Source organism: uncultured Salinicola sp., assembly GCF_937921195.1.
In the GTDB taxonomy this organism is placed as follows: Bacteria; Pseudomonadota; Gammaproteobacteria; order Pseudomonadales; family Halomonadaceae; genus Salinicola.
On record NZ_CALFQK010000170.1, the window covers coordinates 1 to 18,863 of the forward strand.

The following is an 18,863-nucleotide window of genomic DNA, read 5'->3' on the forward strand; positions in this document are numbered from 1 at the left end:
TCCCCATGTGAGAGTAGGTCATCGTCAGGCACTTATTCAGAAACCCCAGCTTCGAGAGAAGCTGGGGTTTTTCTTTGTTGGACTGATTTCGAGTCAGCGTTAGCGTAGCGAGGTGATTGTGAATCGAGTGCCCAACGAGTGGCTGCTGTATTGCCGAGCCGGTTTCGAGCCGGATCTCGCCGCCGAGATCACGGGGCGCGCATCCGAAATCGGCGAGTTTGGGCAGGTGGTCATGGCAGAAGCCAATAGCGGTTTCATACGCTGGCAAAGCCATGACTTTCGGCCCGCAAATAGCATTCATCGCGAGCTGCCGCTGAAGTCACTGGTGTTCGCGAGACAGTCACTCGTCGCGTTCGAGCCACTTGCCCTCTCGCGTGAGGACCGAATCTCGTCCATCGCGGATCTGGTCAATGAGAGTGGCTGGAATTTCGAGTCGATCTGGCACGAGACCCCGGATACCAATGACGGCAAGAGTCTTGGGCGCCTGGCCAAGTCTCTGAGCCGGCCTCTGGAGAGTGCGCTGAAGCGAGGAGGTGGCCTGCGGCGCAAGGCCGGGGGGCGAAGGCTCCATCTGTTCTGGCTGGCCGGCGATTCGATACAGGTCGGCATGAGCTTTCCGGGCAATCGCAGCGATCATCCGGGTGGGATTCTGCGCCTCCGCCATCCCGCCGATGCTCCGAGCCGTTCGACTCTCAAACTCGAGGAAGCCTGGCATACCTTCGTGCCGAAAGAGGCCTGGGAATCGCGCCTGCACGGCGGCATGCAAGCCGTGGACCTGGGCGCAGCGCCGGGTGGCTGGACCTACCAGCTGGTGCGTCGTGGAATGTTCGTCTATGCCATCGACAACGGGCCCATGGCGCCAGGATTGATGGCGACGGGGCAGGTCGAGCACTTGCGTGAAGACGGTTTTGTCTGGGAACCGCCGTACCGGCTCGACTGGCTGGTGTGCGATATCGTCGACAAACCGATGCGAGTGATCGATATGGTCGAACGCTGGCTGATCAAACGCTGGTGCCGCGAGGCGATTTTCAACCTGAAACTGCCGATGAAAAAAAGGTGGGAGGAAGTTCGGCGTTGCCTGATACGGCTCGAGGGTTCGTTGAAGACTGCAGGCGTGAGCGCTAGCATCGCCTGTCGCCACCTGTATCATGACCGTGAAGAGGTCACCGTCCACGTGAGACTGGATGAATGAACGACGATAGCTTGCGCGAGGCAACCATGAACGACGCTCGGCTTCATCAAGGGGAGAGACTGGATACACGGGGACTCTACTGTCCGGAGCCGATCATGCTGATGCACAACAAGGTGCGAGACATGGCAACCGGTGACATCCTGGAAGTGCTCGCCACCGATCCGGCGACGACCCGCGACATCCCCAAGTTCTGCAATTTCCTGGGACATCGGCTCATCGAACAGAGCCAGGATGGGGAAGAATACCGCTATCGCATCCTGTTGGGATGAGATAGCGGCGAAGCGGGCCGGTTGGCCACTCTTTTCAGCTGACGGGTCAGTTCCCCGGCATGACCATCAGTGCCAGCGCCTCCAGAGTATCCGGATCTTCGTTCCGGATGCGGTTGGCGATATTGCGCTGGAAAAAATAGAGCGTGTGGTGGCGACTTCGACCGGGATAGAGGCAGTCGTCCCCCAGCAGAACGGGAAGTGACGTCGCCCGTGTGTCGTCGACCAGCATCGCATCGACGGCCCCATTGCTGTAGAGGTGCCAACCGAAGATCTGCTTGAGTTGCCAGGGCTTGCCATCCTCGTCCATGCACAGTGCGTGCGTGCCCTGGGTTTCCGGCAGTTGCTGGGTCAACGAGACGTCCTGGGTTTCTTCATAATCGAAATAGGCTGCCGCGTGCGCCAGCTCGGCAATCTTGTGCTCGGGAGCGTCGTGGAATATCTCGTGCGTCTCGGGATCGCGATAGCCCACGAAGTGGCCATATTCGGGATCGTCCAGCTCGTGGCAAGGTGCCAATGACTCCATCCAGGGCACCAGCCCGACGACTTCGTCGTCTTCGCGCAGTCCCCATGCCAGCAGTGGCATGCCGTACAGCGTGTCGGGATCGGAGGCGAGGTAGTAGAGCATTTCCAGGCCGTCGAGTTCGGGCGATAGCCGGACCAACCGCTTCCTGGCTCTCAGCCGATGCCTCATGGTTTCCAGATCAATGATCTGCGCGGATCGAGGGGAAAGTGGGACACCCATGGCTACCCTCCTGGTCGGCAATGTCACGGCTTGAGGCCTGATGCCAGTATTAGCACAGCCAGGAAGGGCATGTTAAGCCCCGCGGTAGACTCAATGACGATAATTTCAGCTTTTCGTCAACCGACGGCTACCGACCTGCCATAAACGCCAAGCGAGTAGCCCCGCTGCCGTCGTCAAGCCCGCATTGAGCCCGATCCAGTAACCATAGATGCCCAGTGCGTCGAACAGGTTCTCCAGGCCGCGCCCCAGCAAGTGGCCGCATCCCAGGCCGACGAACCAGTAGGAAAACAGGGTGATGCCCATGACGACCCTGGTGTCCTTGTAGCCACGCAGGGCGCCGGCCAGGTTGACCTGGAGCGAGTCCGAAATCTGAAACAGCATGGCCAGCAGAATCAGTGACATGGCCAGGGTGCGCACGTCGACGTTGCTGGTGTAGAGCGACACTACCGGAGCCGCCAGAAGCCAGATCAGCGTGCTGTTGAGCAGCGCCAAGGCAAAGCCGACGCCGATACCGTTCCAGGCCACGAAGCGTGCCTCGGCCGCATTGCCCGCCCCGAGTCGGTTGCTGACCCTGACGGTCAGGGCCATGCTCAACGACAGCGGCAGCATGAACAGTATCGACGTGACATTGAGGGCGATCTGGTGCGCAGCCACGGTGATCTCGCCGAGGTAGGCGACCAGAAGCGTGATCACGGTAAACAGCGTGACCTCGAAGAAGATGGCCAGGCCAATCGGGAGGCCGATATACAGAAGCTCCGCGATATCCTGCCAGCGGGGCGGGGTCGGGGAGGCCCACAGGACTACCGGGGCATAGGCACGACTGCGAGTGGTGTACCAGATCATACCCAGGCACATGGCCCACATCGATACGGCGGTCGCGATACCACATCCGAATGCACCCAGCGCGGGTAGCTGCTGCAGAAAAAGGGGGATCCCGTTGCCGAATAGCCCGACCAGTCCCGGGCCGCCGTAGATCAGCAGAAAATTGCCGGGAATATTGACCGCAAGACCGAGAAGGCTGATCCACAGGGCGGGCCGCGTGTGATGCATGCCGTCGGAGAAGGCGCGTAGCGCTTGGTATATCGCCACGGCGGGAATGCCGAAAGCGGCGGCGTTCAAGTAAGCGGTCGCCAGACTGGCGACATCGGCGGGAATCTGCATCAGGTGGAAGATGGCGCTGGCGCCCAGCGTCATGGCCAGGGCGCTGAGAATTCCCAGGATCAGCGCCACCCAAAGCGCCTGGTGGACCTTGCCGCGGACCTGATCGTGACTCCCGGCGCCCATTCGATGGGCCACGATGGGAGTGAGGCCCATCAAGGTTCCGGTCATCAAGAGCATCAGCGGAACCCACAAGCTGGCACCGACGGAAACCGCCGCCAGGTCGATGGCGCTGGCCCGGCCAGACATGATGACATCCGACGCGCTCATGCCTGCCTGAGCCAATTGCGCGCCGCAGATGGGCAGGCCCAGACGCACGAGGCTTCCGGTTTCCCGGCGGCAGCGATGGAAACGGCTGACGGTCGACGACACGAGGCGCTCCTTGACCGAACGGACAGGACGGCGATTCTAGCAGGAGTCGCTGGGCAGCGCTCGGCGTCAGGTGTGAACTTACGTATACTCCGGCGCAGTTTCGGAGGCCCTGATGACACATGACATCGAAGACCTGATTGCCCTGTTCGACGGTATCTTTGCCGACAGTCATCGCACGCGACTGGTGCGCGGGGAGGACGAACCCATCTATCTGCCGGCGGACGCGCATCACGATCATCATCGGATCGTCTTCGCCCACGGCTTTTTCGCCAGCGCGCTGCACGAGATCAGCCACTGGTGCATTGCCGGCGAGGCACGTCGCCAGCTCGAGGATTACGGCTATTGGTATGAGCCCGACGGGCGGGATGCCGAGCGGCAGGTCGACTTCGAGCGTGTCGAGACCGCGCCCCAGGCGCTGGAGGCGTTACTCAGCGAGGCGTGTTGCAAGCCGTTCGAGGTCAGCGTCGACAATCTCGATGGCGTCGAGGTGGACCGAGACGCGTTCAGTGCGAAGGTGGCGGCGCGGGCGGCGCGATACCGACGCGAAGGGATCCCCATAAGGGCACAGGCGCTCATCGATGCGCTCGCCGTCTTCTACTGCGGAGGAGGCGGGATTGAGGCAGCCGTTGCGGCGGGGCGGCAACGGCTGGCGGCGCGCGGCGCTACTCGTCCCGTTGAAGGAGACGCTGATGGAGATGGAGCATGACCTGAACCTCGTGCTCCGGGCGCAGGGGCTCCAGCCCCATCTCTCCGAACAGCTCGCTGCGGGCCCGTGACCAGTCGCCGGCATCGAGTTCCGGGTAGAGATTCGCCGCCGGGGCAAGCTCGACGAAGGGGTCGACACCGAAGTCGTCGAACATCAGCGACAGGGCGGCTTCATCATCCTGAACGCCCGCCGTATAGAGTGTCTCGCTGAAATGGTCGTTCTCCAGCTCCCTGAGCACGTCCAACGGACTGATGCCGAGATGTCGAAGCTCGTCGAGATCGTAGCCACCGAGGGAGAGCAGCTCGTCGTCCAGCCACTCGTCGTCCGGCTGGATCAGGGTGTGCTTGATCTGACCGTTGGGTAGCGCCCAGGCAATGGCCAGCGGCAGCGAATTGTCGTCGCCGGTCTCGACGGCGATGAATCCTGGATAGTCGGTCATTTGCCAGCGTCCTCGTTCAGCCGAAAGAAGCGCTTGGCCGTCAGCGTGGTTCGATGTGCCAACTCGGCTTCGCTCTCGCCGCGCCAGTGAGCCAGTTCTCTCACTATCCAAGGTAGCAGAGCCGGCTCATGGCGGCGCCCCTTTATCTTCGCCAGCAGGTTGCGCGGCAGCAGGTAGGGGCAATCGGTTTCCACCATCAGGCGTTCGGCGGGGATGTCGGCGACGAACTCGCGGAGATGATGACCGCGGCGTTCGTCGCTGAGCCAGCCGGTCTGGCCGATGTGCAGGTCCAGGTCGAGATAGCCGTGGAGCGTCTCCCGATCTCCGGTGAAGCAGTGCACGACGGCGTCGCCGAGGCGATCCCGCCATTCGCTCAGGATCTCCCGCATGCGCTTCCCGGCATCTCGCTCGTGGAGGAACAGCGGCAAGCCAGACTCCGCCGCCAGCGCGAGTTGCGCTTCCAGGGCGCGCTCCTGGTCCGCGGGAGAGGAAAAGTTGCGGTGGAAATCGAGACCGCACTCTCCCACTGCGACGACCGACTCGTGTCGATGGAGTTCACGCATCGCCTGCTCCAGCTCCGGACACCACTCGGAGGCATGATGAGGATGCAGGCCGGCCGTCGCGTAAAGGCCGGGAAATCGAGTCGCCAGTCGAGCCGCCCTGGTGGCGCCTTCGAGATCCGCGCCAGTCACCACCAGCGTCGTGACATTGGCGTCGGCCGCCCGAGTAAGGGTCGCCTCGAGATCCCGCTCGAAGCTGTCGTGGGTCAGGTTGGCGCCGATATCGACCAGCGGTGACGGCGAGGTGATGCGTAACGCTTCCGGCAGGGGGGTGTCGTGGCCGGATGCTTGCTGCTGTGGCGTGTCGCTCACGCGGCACTCCTTTCGGTCGGGGAGAAGTTTGTCGGCAGGCATTGTAAAGCGCACGGGTCCAGGGGCGAAGCGTAAGCCAATCCATTTCGGCGAGGGTGGGCTGGCAAGGTACAATGCGGGCCGACGACACGCTCGGCCGGAATAGCCATCAAGCTACCCACTCACGTCATTTCGAAGACTCACGATCGCGAGGTCCCACGTGGCTCTGCTACGCCTTGAACAACTGCAACTGGCCTACGGCCACCACACGCTTCTCGATGGCGCGGATCTGGAGATCGAGAAGGGAGAACGCCTGGCGCTGGTGGGGCGAAACGGCACCGGCAAGTCGACCCTCCTGAAACTGATCTCGGGCGACAACCAGGCCGATGATGGCCATATCTGGCGCGCACCGGGACTCAAGATCGGCGTGCTCGAGCAGACCCTGCCGGATGCCGACGAGGCGACGATCTTCGAAGTCGTCGCCCAAGGCCTGCCCGAGACCGGGGAGCTGCTGGCCGAGTATCACCGTCTGGTGGCGATGGCCGAACCGGACATGCGGCGCCTGGAGACGCTGCAGACGCGACTGGAGGCGCAGGATGGCTGGTCCTTTCACCAGCGTATCGATACCGTGCTGACGCGTCTTGGCCTGCCCGCCGACGCCATGATGAGCGGTCTGTCGGGAGGCTGGCGTCGACGGGTGGCGCTGGCGCGGGCGATGGTGTCGGGCCCCGATCTGCTGCTGCTCGACGAGCCGACCAACCATCTCGATATCGATACCATTACCTGGCTGGAGGAACAGCTGCTGGCGTTCGAGGGTGCGGTGCTGTTCATTACCCACGACCGCGCCTTCCTGTCGAAGCTGGCGACCACCATCCTGGAGCTCGATCGCGGGCGGCTGGGACGTTATCCCGGTGACTACGCCACCTACCAGGCGCAGAAGGCGCACGAGCTGGAGGTCGAGGCTCGCGAGCGCGCCGAGTTCGACAAGAAACTGGCACAGGAAGAGACCTGGATTCGCCAAGGCATCAAGGCACGCCGCACCCGCAACGAGGGGCGTGTGCGAGCGCTCGAGAAGATGCGCAACGAGCGTTCCCGGCGTCGTGAGCGCCAAGGCAAGGCGTCGTTCCAGGTGGATAGCGGCGAGCGTAGCGGCAAGCGGGTCGTCGAGCTGCAGAATGTCACGCAGTACTACGCCGATGCCTGCATTATCCGCGATCTCTCTCTGGAGATTCAGCGTGGCGATCGTATCGGTCTGATCGGGCGCAACGGCGCCGGCAAGACGACGCTGCTCAAGATCCTGCTGGGCGAGCTCGAGCCGAGCGAGGGCAGCGTGAGAATGGGTACCAACCTTTCGGTTGCCTACTTCGACCAGTTGCGCGCCGGGCTCGAGCCGAACAAGAGCGTCTACGACAACGTCGCCCAGGGCAGCGACAAGGTGACGGTGGCGGGCAAGGACAAGCACGTCATCAGCTACCTGCAGGATTTCCTGTTCACGCCCGAGCGCGCAAGACAGCCGGTCAAGGCGCTGTCCGGCGGAGAGTCCAACCGGCTGCTGCTGGCCAAGCTCTTCACCCAGCCGGCCAACGTGCTGGTGCTCGACGAACCGACCAACGATCTGGACGTGGAGACGCTGGAGCTGCTGGAGGAGCTGCTGCTCGATTTCGAGGGTACGCTATTGCTCGTCTCCCACGACCGCGCCTTCATGGACAACGTGGTCACCGACGTACTGGCCTTCGAAGGCGACGGCGTCGTGCGCAGCTACGTGGGTGGCTACAGCGACTGGGTGCGCCAGGGCGGTCGTCTCCCGCCGGCGCCCTGGGAGCTGGCCGAAGCCCGCAAGGCCCAGCAGAAACTGACCGAGCGGCAGACGGCCCCGAACAGTCAGTCGGCGGCGAAGGCAGATGGCGACAAGCGCCGCCAGAAGCTCTCCTACAAGCTGCAGCGCGAGCTCGACACGCTGCCGGCTACGATCGAGGCGCTGGAGGCGCGGATCGCCGACTTCGAGTCCAGGATGGGGGCGCCGGATTTCTATCAGCAGGATGGCGAGACAGTGAGCCAGGCCATCGAAGCGCTGTCGGACACCCAGGCGGAGCTGGATCGGGCCATGGAGCGGTGGATGGAGCTGGAGGCGATGGCGGAAGGCAGTGGCTGAAGTCGTGGCAGAGTACCTGCTCACCGCCCGCCGTGGGCGGTGAGTGCGGGGCATCGGCCTCACTCTTCGGTTTCACCATCCTTGCCGACGCGGACCGCCAGTACGTCGCACTCGGCGCCGTGCAGTACGCCGGTCGATGTCGAGCCCAGCAGCAGGGCGAAGCCGTGGCGGCCGTGGGAACCCACGACGATCAGGTCCACGTCGTGCTCCTTGGCGAAGCGCTGGATCTCCGTGTCCGGCATCCCGACCACGATATGCTGATCCTCCCGCGGAATGTCGTAAGGGTCCGAGATATCGGCCAGGCGCTGTGTCGCATGTTCGTCGAGCTGGTCCTGAATGCTCGTCAAGTCCATGGGGATGTCGCCACCGTAGGCAAATCCCAAAGGCTCCAGCGTGTGGATGATCGAGAGCTTGGCCTGGTTGCGGCGCGCGATGGGAATCGCTCGTTCCAGGACCTTGTGCGAATCCTTGGTCAGATCCACGGCAACCAGCACGTGATGGTATTCGTTGCTCATCGGGTAATCCCCCGTCCGGCGAATGAACATGGATAACTGTAAGCGCGGCCAATGAACGGCACAACGCTATTTTCGGCAACGACCTGCGGTCAGGCGCCGCAGCCGATCATCAGGCATGTGTTCACGCGAAGCAACGTGATGTCACCGCCAAGGCACGATGCATCGTTTCATGTCCGGATCTATAGCGATCACCAAGAAGCCTAGCGCGGAATATAGGAGAATTTATGGCGGTACTGGGGTTTCTGTTGATTGCGATACTACTGATGCTCTCGCCAATGGTGTGGCTGCGGCCTAGTCGTGGCGAGACGCTACGTGGCCAGTTGCGTCGGTACGTCAAGGCCAATGGCGGGGAGTTGAACTTCACCAAGGCGCCGTTGGCACTGCCGAATGTCGCCCTGACGGGGTATCGACTGCGCTACCCGGGCACGGCGTCCGGTAGCGACTTCACGCTGATACGCAACGACGTCGCCAGTGACGCACTGGAGGCGGCAACGGGTCAGTGGCGGTGGCGCCAGGCACCGCTACCGCCGTTGGACGCCGAGCGGTTGCGGTCTCTCGAGCAGTGGCTGGATGCCTTGCCGAAGGATGCGCTGATCGTCGAATCCGGTAAGCACACGATGTGCGTCTGGTGGCAGGAGGCGATGAGCCTGGAGGATTTTCAGCAGGATTGGGCAAACTGGCTGGCCATGCGGGACAGGCTGGCCGGAAGCGGGAAAAAGGCCGAAGTTCCCACCAGGCCGCTATGATGGACGGCGCCACCCTCCCTGGTGGCATCGCGTTGTCGCGGCGGGTGGGCCGTCTCAGCGCCGGTATCGGGTCGTCAGCTGGCCTTGGCCTGCTCGGATTGGCGTTGCAGCTCCAGACCATTCTTCTCGATGCGGTCCAGCATGCCCTCGAAGATATCGATCTCGTCCGGCGTGAAGCCACCCAGCATCTCGTCTCGCACCTCGTTGACGATCTTCTCGATCTTTTCCAGGAGCGGTGTCGCCTCGTGGGTCAGGTGCAGCCGTTTGGTGCGTCGGTCCTCGGCGCATGGGCGACGCTCGATCAGGTTCTGCTCAGCGAGCTGGTCCAGCGTCCGCACCAGCGAGGGGGCTTCCACGCCGATGGCTCGCGCCAGGTCGCACTGGGCCTGGCCTCCGCCCATGTTGCGCAGATTCCAGAGTGTCACCCAGCGTGTCTGAGTCAAACCCAGCGGTGCCAGGCGTTCATCGATGACGGCTCGCCAGAGTCGCGGCAAACGTGCCAATTTAGAGCCGATATGCTGTGCCATAGCGGATTACCTGAATCGTGAACGTCCTAACATTCTCCAAAGCGCCGCAGGATAATGCAAGCCACAATGATTGGCGATTAGTCGCCCTATTCAACATTCTTCCCTAATACATGACGAATATTCCATCCGGGGATGCCCGGTGGGCGCTGAATCCTGCCATCGGCGACCGTCGCGTCGTCATTCGCGGCCACCGTGAACCGCACGCTGCCGATACGCTGTCCGGTTTGCGTGATGACGTCCACCTGCCAGCGCCCTTCCGGTTCGCCGGAGAAATTCTGCTTGTGCGTCCAGGCCCGGTAGCCCTGATCGCGTCCGCCATGAATGACCAGCGCAATGCGCTCCACGACGTTACCGTCGTGACGCCAGACGTGATAGATCTTCTCGCGCAGCCCACGGGGGGCCCGTATCGCCGTGTAAACGTAGAGTCCTCGCGACCGAAGCGCCTGGGGCGTCAGCACCATGCTGCCGCTGGGCTCTCGGGCCGCCGTGTCGAAGCCGGGGGAGAGCGCGCTGCCGGATAGCCACAACGTCGCCGGCGGTATCCAGGTGCGCCCGGTCCAGGCGATGCCGCCCAGAATGATCAGCAGCCCCACCATGGCAAGCCAGCGAGTGACGCCGCCAGATCCCAGGAGTCCCAGGACGCTGGGCAGACTGAAGAACATCATTGCCAGGATCGACAGCACCAGGCTCTCGCCGGTGGTCAGGCTCAGCATGATCGGGAGCGTGACCAGCATCACCACGAACACGCACAGCGAGTGGAGCAGGAAGTAGAGCCAGCGGTGGCGGTTGGAGAGTCCGAAGTACAGCGGGTCCAGAATGGCGAGAATCGAACAGGCGATCAGTAGCCCGGTGAACACCGCCTGACCGCTGGTCCAGATGGTGGTGGCGAGGAAAAACGGCAGGCAGAAGAACAGTGTCTCCTGGTGCACCATCTGCGCGATGAAAGTCGCCGCCGCGCGAGGCAGCGCCGCGTTGCGTCCCCGCCGCGACAACCATTTGCTGGCAACGCTCTCGATGATCAACAGCGCCCAGGTCAGCACCAGACCCAGCGCCAGCACGCCACCCAGCCACTGCTGTCGATTGACCAGGAAAAAGCCGAGCAGTCCCAGCACGAACGCGATGGGAGGCCAGGCCCAGTGGTAACGGCGTAAACGAGTGACAAGTGGTTCCAGCCGAGCCAGTATCGGGGGCGTCACGGTTTCTTTCACGGCCACGGTCCGGGCTCCTTCGAATCGACTCACGGGGGGGACGCACGGTCGGTTATCCGGATGAGGAGCACCGACCGGTCGACGGGCGGAACATTCTAGCGGTTGGGGATCCATTTTGCGCGAAAGCGGCGGACGTGGATTTCTGGCGCCGGCCAGACCCTCGCTATCGTCAAAGGGTGAAGACGGTGGTGCGAGACTTTGGTTGAGCTTGACGACCCTTGTCGCGCGGCTCAAGCTCTCGATATTCAAACAGTCGTATGATTCGCCCCGTCGTCGATGGCGAGGGGCCTTTTCGCAGTCATGGCACGGAGATTTCCCATGCTCTATCAAGGCGATGCCATCCGGGTCGAGGTCCAGGACGGCGGCATAGCGCTGCTGACGCTCGACCTCAAGGATGAAGCGATCAACAAGCTGTCGTCTGCGGTCATTGGCGAGTTGTCGCTGGCCGTCGACGCCCTGGAAGCCGAGACCGGCCTGAAGGGGCTGATTGTGGCCAGCGCCAAGGACGTATTCATCGTCGGCGCGGACATCACCGAGTTTCATGCCATGTTCGCCAGGGACGAGTCGTTCCTGGTCGACATGAACACGCGCATCCACGCACTTTTCAACCGTATCGAGGACCTGCCTTTTCCGACCGTCACGGCGCTCAACGGCCTGGCGCTGGGCGGTGGCTGCGAGCTCAGCCTGACCACCGATTTCCGCGTCATGGCGGAAACCGCGCAGATCGGGCTGCCCGAGACCAAGCTGGGCATCGTGCCGGGGTGGGGTGGCTGCGTCCGCCTGCCGCGTCTGATCGGTGCCGACAATGCCATCGAGTGGATCGCTGGTGGCTCGCAGAACGATGCGGAGACGGCCTTCAAGGTGGGCGCCGTCGACGACGTCGTGCCTCAGGACAGGCTGATGGCTGCGGCCCGGGACATACTCGACAAGGCCAACGCCGGTGATTTCGACTACCGCGCGCGTCGCACCGAGAAGGGGTCGCCACTCAAGCTCAACGCGGTCGAGCAGATGATGGCGTTCGAGACCGCCAAGGGCTACGTCGCCGGCAAGGCGGGGCCGCACTACCCAGCACCGATCGAGGCGATCCGCGTCATCCAGAAAGGGGCGGGCGAGGGCCGCGAGCGAGCGCAGGCGATCGAGGCCCAGGCGTTCGCGAAGCTCGCCAAGACCGACGTCTGCTACAACCTCGTCGGCCTGTTCATGAACGATCAGGCGGTCAAGAAGAAGGCCAAGCAGTACGAGAAGAGTGCCGGAACGGTCGCCCAGGCCGCCGTGCTCGGCGCGGGCATCATGGGAGGCGGGATCGCCTACCAGAGCGCCTACAAGGGCACGCCGATCCTGATGAAGGACATCAAGCCTGAGGCGATCGAGCTGGGTCTGAAGGAGGCTCGCAAACTGCTGACCAAGCAGCTCGAGCGCGGCAAGCTCAGTCAGTCCAAGCTGGCGGAGGTGCTGAGCAACATTCGCCCGACGCTCTCCTACGGCGATTTCGATCACGTCGATCTGGTGGTCGAGGCGGTGGTCGAGAACCCCAGGATCAAGTCCGCCGTGCTGGTCGAGGTCGAGGCCAGCGTCTCGGAAGATACCATCCTTGCCTCGAACACCTCGACGATCTCCATCGATCGGCTGGCGGCCGACCTCGAGCGGCCGGAAAACTTCTGCGGCATGCACTTCTTCAATCCGGTGCACCGGATGCCGCTGGTCGAAGTCATTCGCGGCGCCAGGACCTCCGACGCCGCGGTCGCCGCGACGGTCGCCTACGCCCGCCAGATGGGAAAGACGCCGATCGTGGTCAACGACTGCCCCGGCTTCCTGGTCAACCGTGTGCTGTTTCCCTACTTCGGTGGCTTCAGCGGCCTGGTCGAGCACGGGGTGGACTTCGAGCGCGCCGACAAGATCATGGAGCGCTTCGGCTGGCCGATGGGCCCCGCCTACCTGCTTGATGTGGTGGGTATCGACACGGCCGTTCACGCCAGCGAAGTGATGGCGGAAGGTTTCCCGGATCGCATGGCCCACGATGGCAAGTCGGCGATTCAGGTCATGCTCGACAACCAGCGCCTGGGCCAGAAGAACGGCAAGGGCTTCTACGTATACGAGGAAGACAAGAAGGGCAAGCCGAAGAAAGTCCACGACGACGAGGCGCACCGACTGGTGGCCGGGGTCGCCCGTGAAACGCGTGAGCTCTCCGACGACGAGATCATTGCACGCATGATGGTGCCGCTCTGCATGGAGACGGTGCGCTGTCTCGAAGACGGTATCGTCGGGTCGCCCGCCGAGGCGGACATGGCGCTGATCTACGGTATCGGCTTCCCGCCGTTCCGCGGTGGCGCGCTGCGCTACATCGACGCGATGGGCGTGGCCGAGTTCGTGGCGATGGCCGACCGGCTCGCCGATGAGCTCGGTGCGTTGTATGCACCGACGGCCCGGCTCAGGGAGATGGCCGCCAGCGGCGAGCGTTTCTACCCTGACGCCAGCGATCGCTGAACCCACCACCAATCGGAGTCACAGTCATGAGTTTGAACGCTAGAGATGCCGTGGTGGTCGATGCCGTGCGCTCGCCCATGGCCAAGGCCAGGAACGGCGCCTTTCGTCACGTCCGCGCCGAGAACCTCTCCGCCGCGGTGATGCAGGCGCTGTTCACCCGCAACGACAAGCTCGACCCCGCGGGCGTCGACGACATCCTCTGGGGCTGCGTCAACCAGACCCTCGAGCAGTCGATGAACGTTGCGCGCAACGCCGCCATCCTGACCGGCATTCCCCGCTCGGTACCGGCGCAGACCATCAACCGCCTGTGCGGCTCGTCGATGAGCGCGTTGCATATCGCGGTGGCCAATATCCGTGCCGACATGGGCGATTGCTACCTGATCGGTGGCGTCGAGCACATGGAACACGTGCCGATGACCCACGGCGTCGACGTCAATCCGGCGGCCAGCAAGACGACCGCCAAGGCGGCGATGATGATGGGGTTGACCGCCGAGCTGCTGGGCAAGATGCACGGCGTTACCCGCGAACAGCAGGATCAGTTCGGGTTGCGCTCCCATCAGCGCGCCAGCGAGGCCAATCGCCTGGGCTATTTCGACAACGAGATCGTGCCGATCGAAGGTCACGATTCGCAGGGCTACCGTAGCTTGATCAGACACGACGAAGTCGTGCGAGAGGACGCCACGCTGGAGCAGATGGCTTCGCTCAAGCCGGCATTCGATCCCAAGAATGGCACCGTCACCGCGGGCACGTCTTCGGCACTCTCGGTCGGCGCTTCGGCGCTGATGGTGATGAGCTACGAGCGGGCCAAATCGCTGGGGCTGAAGCCTCTCGCCAAGGTGGTATCGACCGGCGTGGCCGGATGCGATGCCTCGATCATGGGCTACGGCCCGGTGCCGGCGTCACAGAAGGCGCTCAAGGCCGCCGGGCTCCAGATCGGCGATATTCAGACGGTCGAGCTCAACGAGGCCTTTGCTGCCCAGTCCATCCCGGTACTCAAGGATCTCGAGCTGCTCGATCGGCTCGACGACGCCGTCAACCTGCACGGTGGCGCGATTGCCCTCGGCCATCCGCTGGGCTGTTCCGGGGCGCGTATCTGCACCACCTTGCTCAACGTGATGCGCCAGCAGGACACCACGCTGGGTCTGGCCACCATGTGCATCGGCATGGGGCAGGGCGTCGCCACGGTATTCGAGCGCGTGTAAGGTTCGAATCCGCGATCAGGGGGCCCAACCGAAGACTGCCGCCTCGCCTGTGCGAGGCGGCTTTTTTTCGTCGGCTGCAACCAGCGACTCAGGCGCGAAACTGCAGTCGGCCGTCGGCGATCCGTCCCGTGGCACCATAGCGCCAAGGCAGGTTGTCACGACCGTGGCCGATGGGGAGACCGGCGTAGAGCGGCAGGCCCCGGGGTGTCAGCCACGCTTCGAACAGCGTCTCTATTTTCAGGTCCCCGTAGGGTACGCAGTTGTCGAAAGTACCGATGCAGACGGCAGCCGCCTCATCCAGCGCGCCGGAGTAGGCCAGTTGCCAGAGATCGCGCTCGAGCCGGTAGTAGGGCTCGCCGACGTCCTCCAGAATCACGATGGCGCCTGGCGGTGCCTGGAACGCCAAGGGGGTGCCGGCAACGCTGGCCAGGGTCGAGAGATTGCCCCCGACCAGCGGCCCTTCGATGGTGGCGGAGGCGGTTGCCGTGATGGGCGTCAAGGTCACGCTCTCGGCAGGTCGGCCCTCGAGGAGTGCGAGCAGCGCGCCGAAGTCGCGATGGCTGGCGGCACGCAGGGAAGGATTATCGGCCGTGAGCTTCACGCCTTCCTTCATTACCGGGCCGTGGATCGCCGGCAGCCCATGGCGGTGGCACTGATCCAGCAGCACACTGAGGTCGGAGTAACCGATCAGCGGTTTGGACGGCAGCCGCTGCCAGTCGATCTCGGTGGCCAGGTGCGCGCAGCCGTAGCCGCCGCGAACGGCCCACACGGCATCGGTGTCGGGATCGGCGTAGGCTTCGTGGAGCGTCTTCAGGCGATGGTCGACATCGCCGGCCAGATAGCGGTGCCGCTTCTGCAGCTGGGCGGGAAAACGCACCTCGATGCCGAACCGCCGCAAGGCTTCCGCGGCCTGGTCCAGTATCTCGGGGCGGGTGAACGATGCAGGGGCTATCAGGCTGAACGTCGTTGACATGGGAGGCGTCGTCGCAGGCTCGTCGAGAGGGAAAATGGAGTCCGATACGTTACGTTAGTGCCGCCTGTGGCGCTACCGGCTCGACCTCCTGCACCGAGTCCGCCTGGGTCACGATGCCGGTCAGGGCGAGGCAGAACGACTCGAACTCCTCGCTGAGCTCGCCCGGCGACCGGTGTAGCTCGATTTCGACATGACCCAGCTCGGGCAATCCGGAATCCCTCGGCATTTCGCGGCAACCCGGCGGTATACTGCGAGGCGTCTTCACCGTCAACGCCAGACCGGCTTGAACAGCGACATTGATGCCGGTCGGCGATGGGCTGGTGTAGCGCACGTCCCACTGGAGATCGTTCCTGCCCAGGGCGGCGAAAGCGTGAGCGCGAAAGATGCAGCCTTCGGGATTGAGCGCAAGCGGCAGCACTTCCCAGTCATGCAGACTGCGCTGTTCGGCAACGACCCACACCATCCGCTCGCGGCCCAGCAGCTGCCCGGTCTGCGTGGGGCCGTGACGGACGGCGAGCACCACATCGAGCAGGCCCTCCTGAAACCGTTGAACGAGATTGCCGCTGATATCGCAGACGATCTCGATACGGACATGAGGAAACGTCTCGGCGAATCGCGGCAACAGGTGGGGCAGGTAGGCAGTGGCCTGCTCGTCGGACACGCCAAGTCGGATCAGGCGACCCTCGCGCTGACTCAGCATCACGCGCCTGGCTTCATCCTGCAGTTTGAGAATCTGTCGCGCATAGGGTAGCAGGCGGCCCCCCGCCGAGGTCAGGACGACACTTCGGCTGGTGCGCTCGAACAGTGGCTCGCGAACGCGGTCCTCCAGGCGCTTGATCTGAAGGCTGACGGCGGACTGAGTGCGGTTGAGAATACGGCCGGCGGCACTGAAGCCTTCGCATTCTGCAACGGCAACGAAGGCACGTAGCAGATCCGGGTCCATTATTAATGACTCCTGAAAATAGATTTCATGCCAACTATTCATTTTTATTGTTGAACGGGGGCCCCTAGCCTGTCCAGACGTCATTATTGATCGCAGGAGTTTCCATGTCTGGTTCCGTCATCGATGCCTCGGCCAACACGTTGGAAGGGCTGGTCGATCTCGATCGGTTTCCGCTTCACGATCTCGCCAGCGCGCAAGGCCGGCAACTGGTAGAAGCGTGTCGCGCGCAGCTCGCCGACGACGGCTGTGTGGTGCTCGAGCGCTTCGTCCCCGAAGCGGCCCTGGCTCCTCTGGAAAAGGAGACCGAGCGGCTCTCCCCCCAAGCGCACTACAACCGGAACGAGACCAATCCCTACAACTCCGACGGCGATACCTCGCTCCCCGCGTCGCACCCCAAGAATCGCTTCGACGACAGAACCAATGGCTTTGTCGCCGGTGATCGCATCGATGACCGAACTATCATCCGCCAGCTCTATCGGCATCCCCAGTTCCAGCGTTTCATCGCCAGCGTGGTTGGTATGGAGACCATCCACGAGTACGCCGATCCGCTGGCGGACCTGGTCGTGAACGTTCTTCGCGAGGGGTGCCAGCATCCTTGGCACTACGACACCAACGAGTTCATCGTCACGCTGATGACGCGAAAGCCGCAGGCGGGGGGGCGGTTCGAGTACGTGCCAGGCATCCGTAGTCCCGAAGGGGAGAATTTCGAGGCGGTGGAAGCGGTATTGGATGGCGATACCCGAGAGCTGAAATCGCGGGATCTCCAATTGGGAGACCTGCAGGTCTTCTTTGGCCGCTATTCACTCCACCGCGTCACGCCGGTGGTCGGTGAGCGGGAACGCCACACCGTCATCTTCGCTTACGCCAAGGAGCCGGGATTCGTCGGCCGCCCCGAGCGGGCCCGCCGTATCTTCGGCCGCATGGCACCGATTCACGAGCGGATGCTGCGCGAGGGCGAGGCACGCCGGAGCGACACGCTCGCCGACTGATCGATGATCCCCGGTCATTCCGACCGTCGCGATGAAGCCCGAGTGCTTCCGTTGTCCCTGATAACTGCTGGAGCCTTTCCATGAGCACCGTGGAGTTCGAACCGCTTTCCGATCATGAACCCGATGAGATTCCCGTCGTCGCCTCCGCGCCGATGGCCAATGGCGACAGCATCCCCACCGCGTTCGATCCCAGACAACTTCGTGCCGGCCGTCTGGCGCGTCTGCGCGAAATGATGCGTGAGCAGGAGTACGCTGCGCTGGTGCTGTTCGACCCCAACAACCAGCGTTACGCGACCGGCTCGCGCAACATGTTCGGCTATTTTCTGCGCAACTCGACACGTTATATCTACGTACCGCTGGAGGGACCGATCATCCTGTTCGAATATCCGGGCAGCGCGCACGTCTCGACCTGGCTGGAGACGATCGATGAGTCACGCACGTCGAAGGTGGTGTGGTCGGCGGTCAACCAGCGCGACAATCTTTCCAGCGACCCGTTCGGAATCGAGATCGCCGAGTTGGTTGCCCAGCACGGCAACGGAAATCGCAAGGTCGGACTCGATCGTTGCGCGCTAAATCTGGCCCGTTCACTGGAGGTGCAGGGACTGGAAGTCTTCGATTGCATGCAGGACACGCTACATTGCCGCCGGATAAAGACACCCGAGGAGATTGCCTGCCTGGCGCAGTCGATGGCAGGGAGCGAGGCGGCCGTGGCGCGTGTCGAGGAGGCGATCCGTCCGGGGATCACCGAGAACGAATTGTTCGCGATCATGTACGGCAACGTGATAGAGCAGGGGGGCGAGTTCATCGAGACCCGTCTGCTGTCTTCGGGCCCGCGCACCAATCCCTGGTTCAACGAGGCCAGCGATCGAGTGATCCGTCCGGGAGAGCTGGTGGCGCTGGATACCGATACCATTGGCTGTCACGGCTATTACTCGGACTTCTCGCGCACCTTCCACGTCGGCCCCGGCAAGCCCTCGGCCTATCAGCGCAGTCTCTATCGCATGGCTTACGATCAGGTTCATCACAACATGGACATTCTCGAGCCGGGGATGAGTTACCGCGAGATTGCCGAACGGGCATGGAAAATCCCGCAACGGTTCCTCGATCGTCGCTATCCGTCGATCATCCATGGCGTTGGCATGCATGGCGAGACGCCGCTGGTCGCCCACCACATGGACTTCGACCGTTTTTCGAAAGATGGCATCCTTGAGCCCGGCATGGTGGTCTCGGTGGAGAGCTATATCGGGGAAGTGGGGGCGGCTGACGGCGTCAAGCTCGAAGAAGAGGTTCTGATCACCGACACGGGCATTGCAAAACTGTCGCGCTACCCTTTCAGCGACACGCTGTTGGCCGGGTAATAGCGTGGATTGGATCAGCGCGGGCGGCGCTGTTCCG

General features: G+C 63.2%; 18 protein-coding genes. 9 read left to right on the forward strand and 9 right to left on the reverse strand.

The window, feature by feature from the left end; translation table 11 throughout:
* Positions 1-115: 115 nt before the first annotated feature.
* Positions 116-1,192: a 23S rRNA (cytidine(2498)-2'-O)-methyltransferase RlmM gene (gene rlmM, locus Q0602_RS20495; protein ID WP_295041206.1), complete on the forward strand. Its 1,077-nt coding sequence runs from the start codon at positions 116-118 to the stop codon at positions 1,190-1,192.
* 26 nt (positions 1,193-1,218) lie between these two features.
* Positions 1,219-1,461, forward strand: a complete 243-nt coding sequence (tusA, locus tag Q0602_RS20500) for a sulfurtransferase TusA (RefSeq protein WP_149435781.1) — start codon at positions 1,219-1,221, stop codon at positions 1,459-1,461.
* A 46-nt stretch (positions 1,462-1,507) separates the two neighbouring features.
* Here the strand turns inward: tusA and Q0602_RS20505 are convergent, their stop codons facing one another.
* Entirely contained in the window at positions 1,508-2,203 is a 696-nt protein-coding gene (locus Q0602_RS20505) for a hypothetical protein (protein ID WP_295041204.1), read from the reverse strand.
* Positions 2,204-2,308: 105 nt separating this feature from the next.
* Positions 2,309-3,733, reverse strand: a complete 1,425-nt coding sequence (locus Q0602_RS20510; RefSeq protein ID WP_298847544.1) for an MATE family efflux transporter — start codon at positions 3,731-3,733, stop codon at positions 2,309-2,311.
* Positions 3,734-3,845: 112 nt separating this feature from the next.
* Between Q0602_RS20510 and Q0602_RS20515 the strand changes: the two genes are divergently transcribed.
* Positions 3,846-4,439 carry an elongation factor P hydroxylase gene (locus Q0602_RS20515; protein ID WP_298847546.1) on the forward strand — a complete coding sequence of 198 codons (594 nt, stop codon included), beginning with the start codon at positions 3,846-3,848 and terminating at the stop codon, positions 4,437-4,439.
* Here the strand turns inward: Q0602_RS20515 and Q0602_RS20520 are convergent.
* On the reverse strand, positions 4,396-4,878 hold the full coding sequence (locus Q0602_RS20520) for a hypothetical protein (RefSeq protein ID WP_295038837.1): 483 nt from the start codon (positions 4,876-4,878) through the stop codon (positions 4,396-4,398). The two genes, Q0602_RS20515 and Q0602_RS20520, sit on opposite strands and share 44 nt — an antisense overlap.
* A complete protein-coding gene (locus Q0602_RS20525; protein ID WP_298847549.1) occupies positions 4,875-5,750 on the reverse strand; it encodes a TatD family hydrolase in 876 nt (291 codons plus the stop codon). The genes Q0602_RS20520 and Q0602_RS20525 overlap by 4 nt, the downstream gene beginning before the upstream one ends.
* 199 nt (positions 5,751-5,949) lie before the next feature.
* Between Q0602_RS20525 and Q0602_RS20530 the strand changes: the two genes are divergently transcribed.
* Complete coding sequence (locus Q0602_RS20530; protein WP_298847551.1) at positions 5,950-7,881, forward strand: ATP-binding cassette domain-containing protein; 1,932 nt, start codon at positions 5,950-5,952, stop codon at positions 7,879-7,881.
* Between the two features lie 59 nt (positions 7,882-7,940).
* Here Q0602_RS20530 and Q0602_RS20535 read toward each other — a convergent pair whose 3' ends face one another.
* Positions 7,941-8,396 (reverse strand): universal stress protein, encoded by a 456-nt coding sequence (locus Q0602_RS20535; protein ID WP_071230430.1) that lies wholly within the window; start codon positions 8,394-8,396, stop codon positions 7,941-7,943.
* Between the two features lie 224 nt (positions 8,397-8,620).
* On the opposite strand from Q0602_RS20535, the gene Q0602_RS20540 reads away from it, so the two are divergent.
* Positions 8,621-9,142, forward strand: a complete 522-nt coding sequence (locus Q0602_RS20540) for a hypothetical protein (RefSeq protein ID WP_295038843.1) — start codon at positions 8,621-8,623, stop codon at positions 9,140-9,142.
* A 74-nt stretch (positions 9,143-9,216) separates the two neighbouring features.
* On the opposite strand, the gene slyA is transcribed toward Q0602_RS20540, so the two are convergent.
* Together slyA and Q0602_RS20550 are read right to left on the reverse strand one after the other, a co-directional pair.
* Positions 9,217-9,669, reverse strand: a complete 453-nt coding sequence (gene slyA / locus Q0602_RS20545) for a transcriptional regulator SlyA (RefSeq protein ID WP_295038845.1) — start codon at positions 9,667-9,669, stop codon at positions 9,217-9,219.
* An 86-nt stretch (positions 9,670-9,755) separates the two neighbouring features.
* Positions 9,756-10,883, reverse strand: coding sequence for a DUF5924 family protein (locus Q0602_RS20550; protein WP_295038847.1), 1,128 nt, complete (start codon positions 10,881-10,883; stop codon positions 9,756-9,758).
* A gap of 312 nt (positions 10,884-11,195) precedes the next feature.
* Here Q0602_RS20550 and fadB point away from each other — a divergent pair, with 312 nt between their 5' ends.
* Entirely contained in the window at positions 11,196-13,361 is a 2,166-nt protein-coding gene (fadB, locus tag Q0602_RS20555) for a fatty acid oxidation complex subunit alpha FadB (RefSeq protein WP_298847555.1), read from the forward strand.
* 26 nt (positions 13,362-13,387) lie between these two features.
* Positions 13,388-14,563: an acetyl-CoA C-acyltransferase FadA gene (fadA, locus tag Q0602_RS20560; RefSeq protein WP_295038851.1), complete on the forward strand. Its 1,176-nt coding sequence runs from the start codon at positions 13,388-13,390 to the stop codon at positions 14,561-14,563.
* A gap of 88 nt (positions 14,564-14,651) precedes the next feature.
* Here fadA and Q0602_RS20565 read toward each other — a convergent pair whose 3' ends face one another.
* Both Q0602_RS20565 and Q0602_RS20570 read right to left on the reverse strand, forming a co-directional pair.
* Complete coding sequence (locus Q0602_RS20565) at positions 14,652-15,536, reverse strand: LD-carboxypeptidase (RefSeq protein WP_298847557.1); 885 nt, start codon at positions 15,534-15,536, stop codon at positions 14,652-14,654.
* A 49-nt stretch (positions 15,537-15,585) separates the two neighbouring features.
* Entirely contained in the window at positions 15,586-16,479 is an 894-nt protein-coding gene (locus Q0602_RS20570; protein WP_298847560.1) for a LysR substrate-binding domain-containing protein, read from the reverse strand.
* 104 nt (positions 16,480-16,583) lie between these two features.
* Between Q0602_RS20570 and Q0602_RS20575 the strand changes: the two genes are divergently transcribed.
* Together Q0602_RS20575 and Q0602_RS20580 are read left to right on the forward strand one after the other, a co-directional pair.
* Complete coding sequence (locus Q0602_RS20575; RefSeq protein ID WP_298847562.1) at positions 16,584-17,468, forward strand: hypothetical protein; 885 nt, start codon at positions 16,584-16,586, stop codon at positions 17,466-17,468.
* Between the two features lie 80 nt (positions 17,469-17,548).
* Positions 17,549-18,826 (forward strand): Xaa-Pro peptidase family protein, encoded by a 1,278-nt coding sequence (locus tag Q0602_RS20580; protein ID WP_298847564.1) that lies wholly within the window; start codon positions 17,549-17,551, stop codon positions 18,824-18,826.
* The last annotated feature ends 37 nt before the right edge of the window (positions 18,827-18,863 follow it).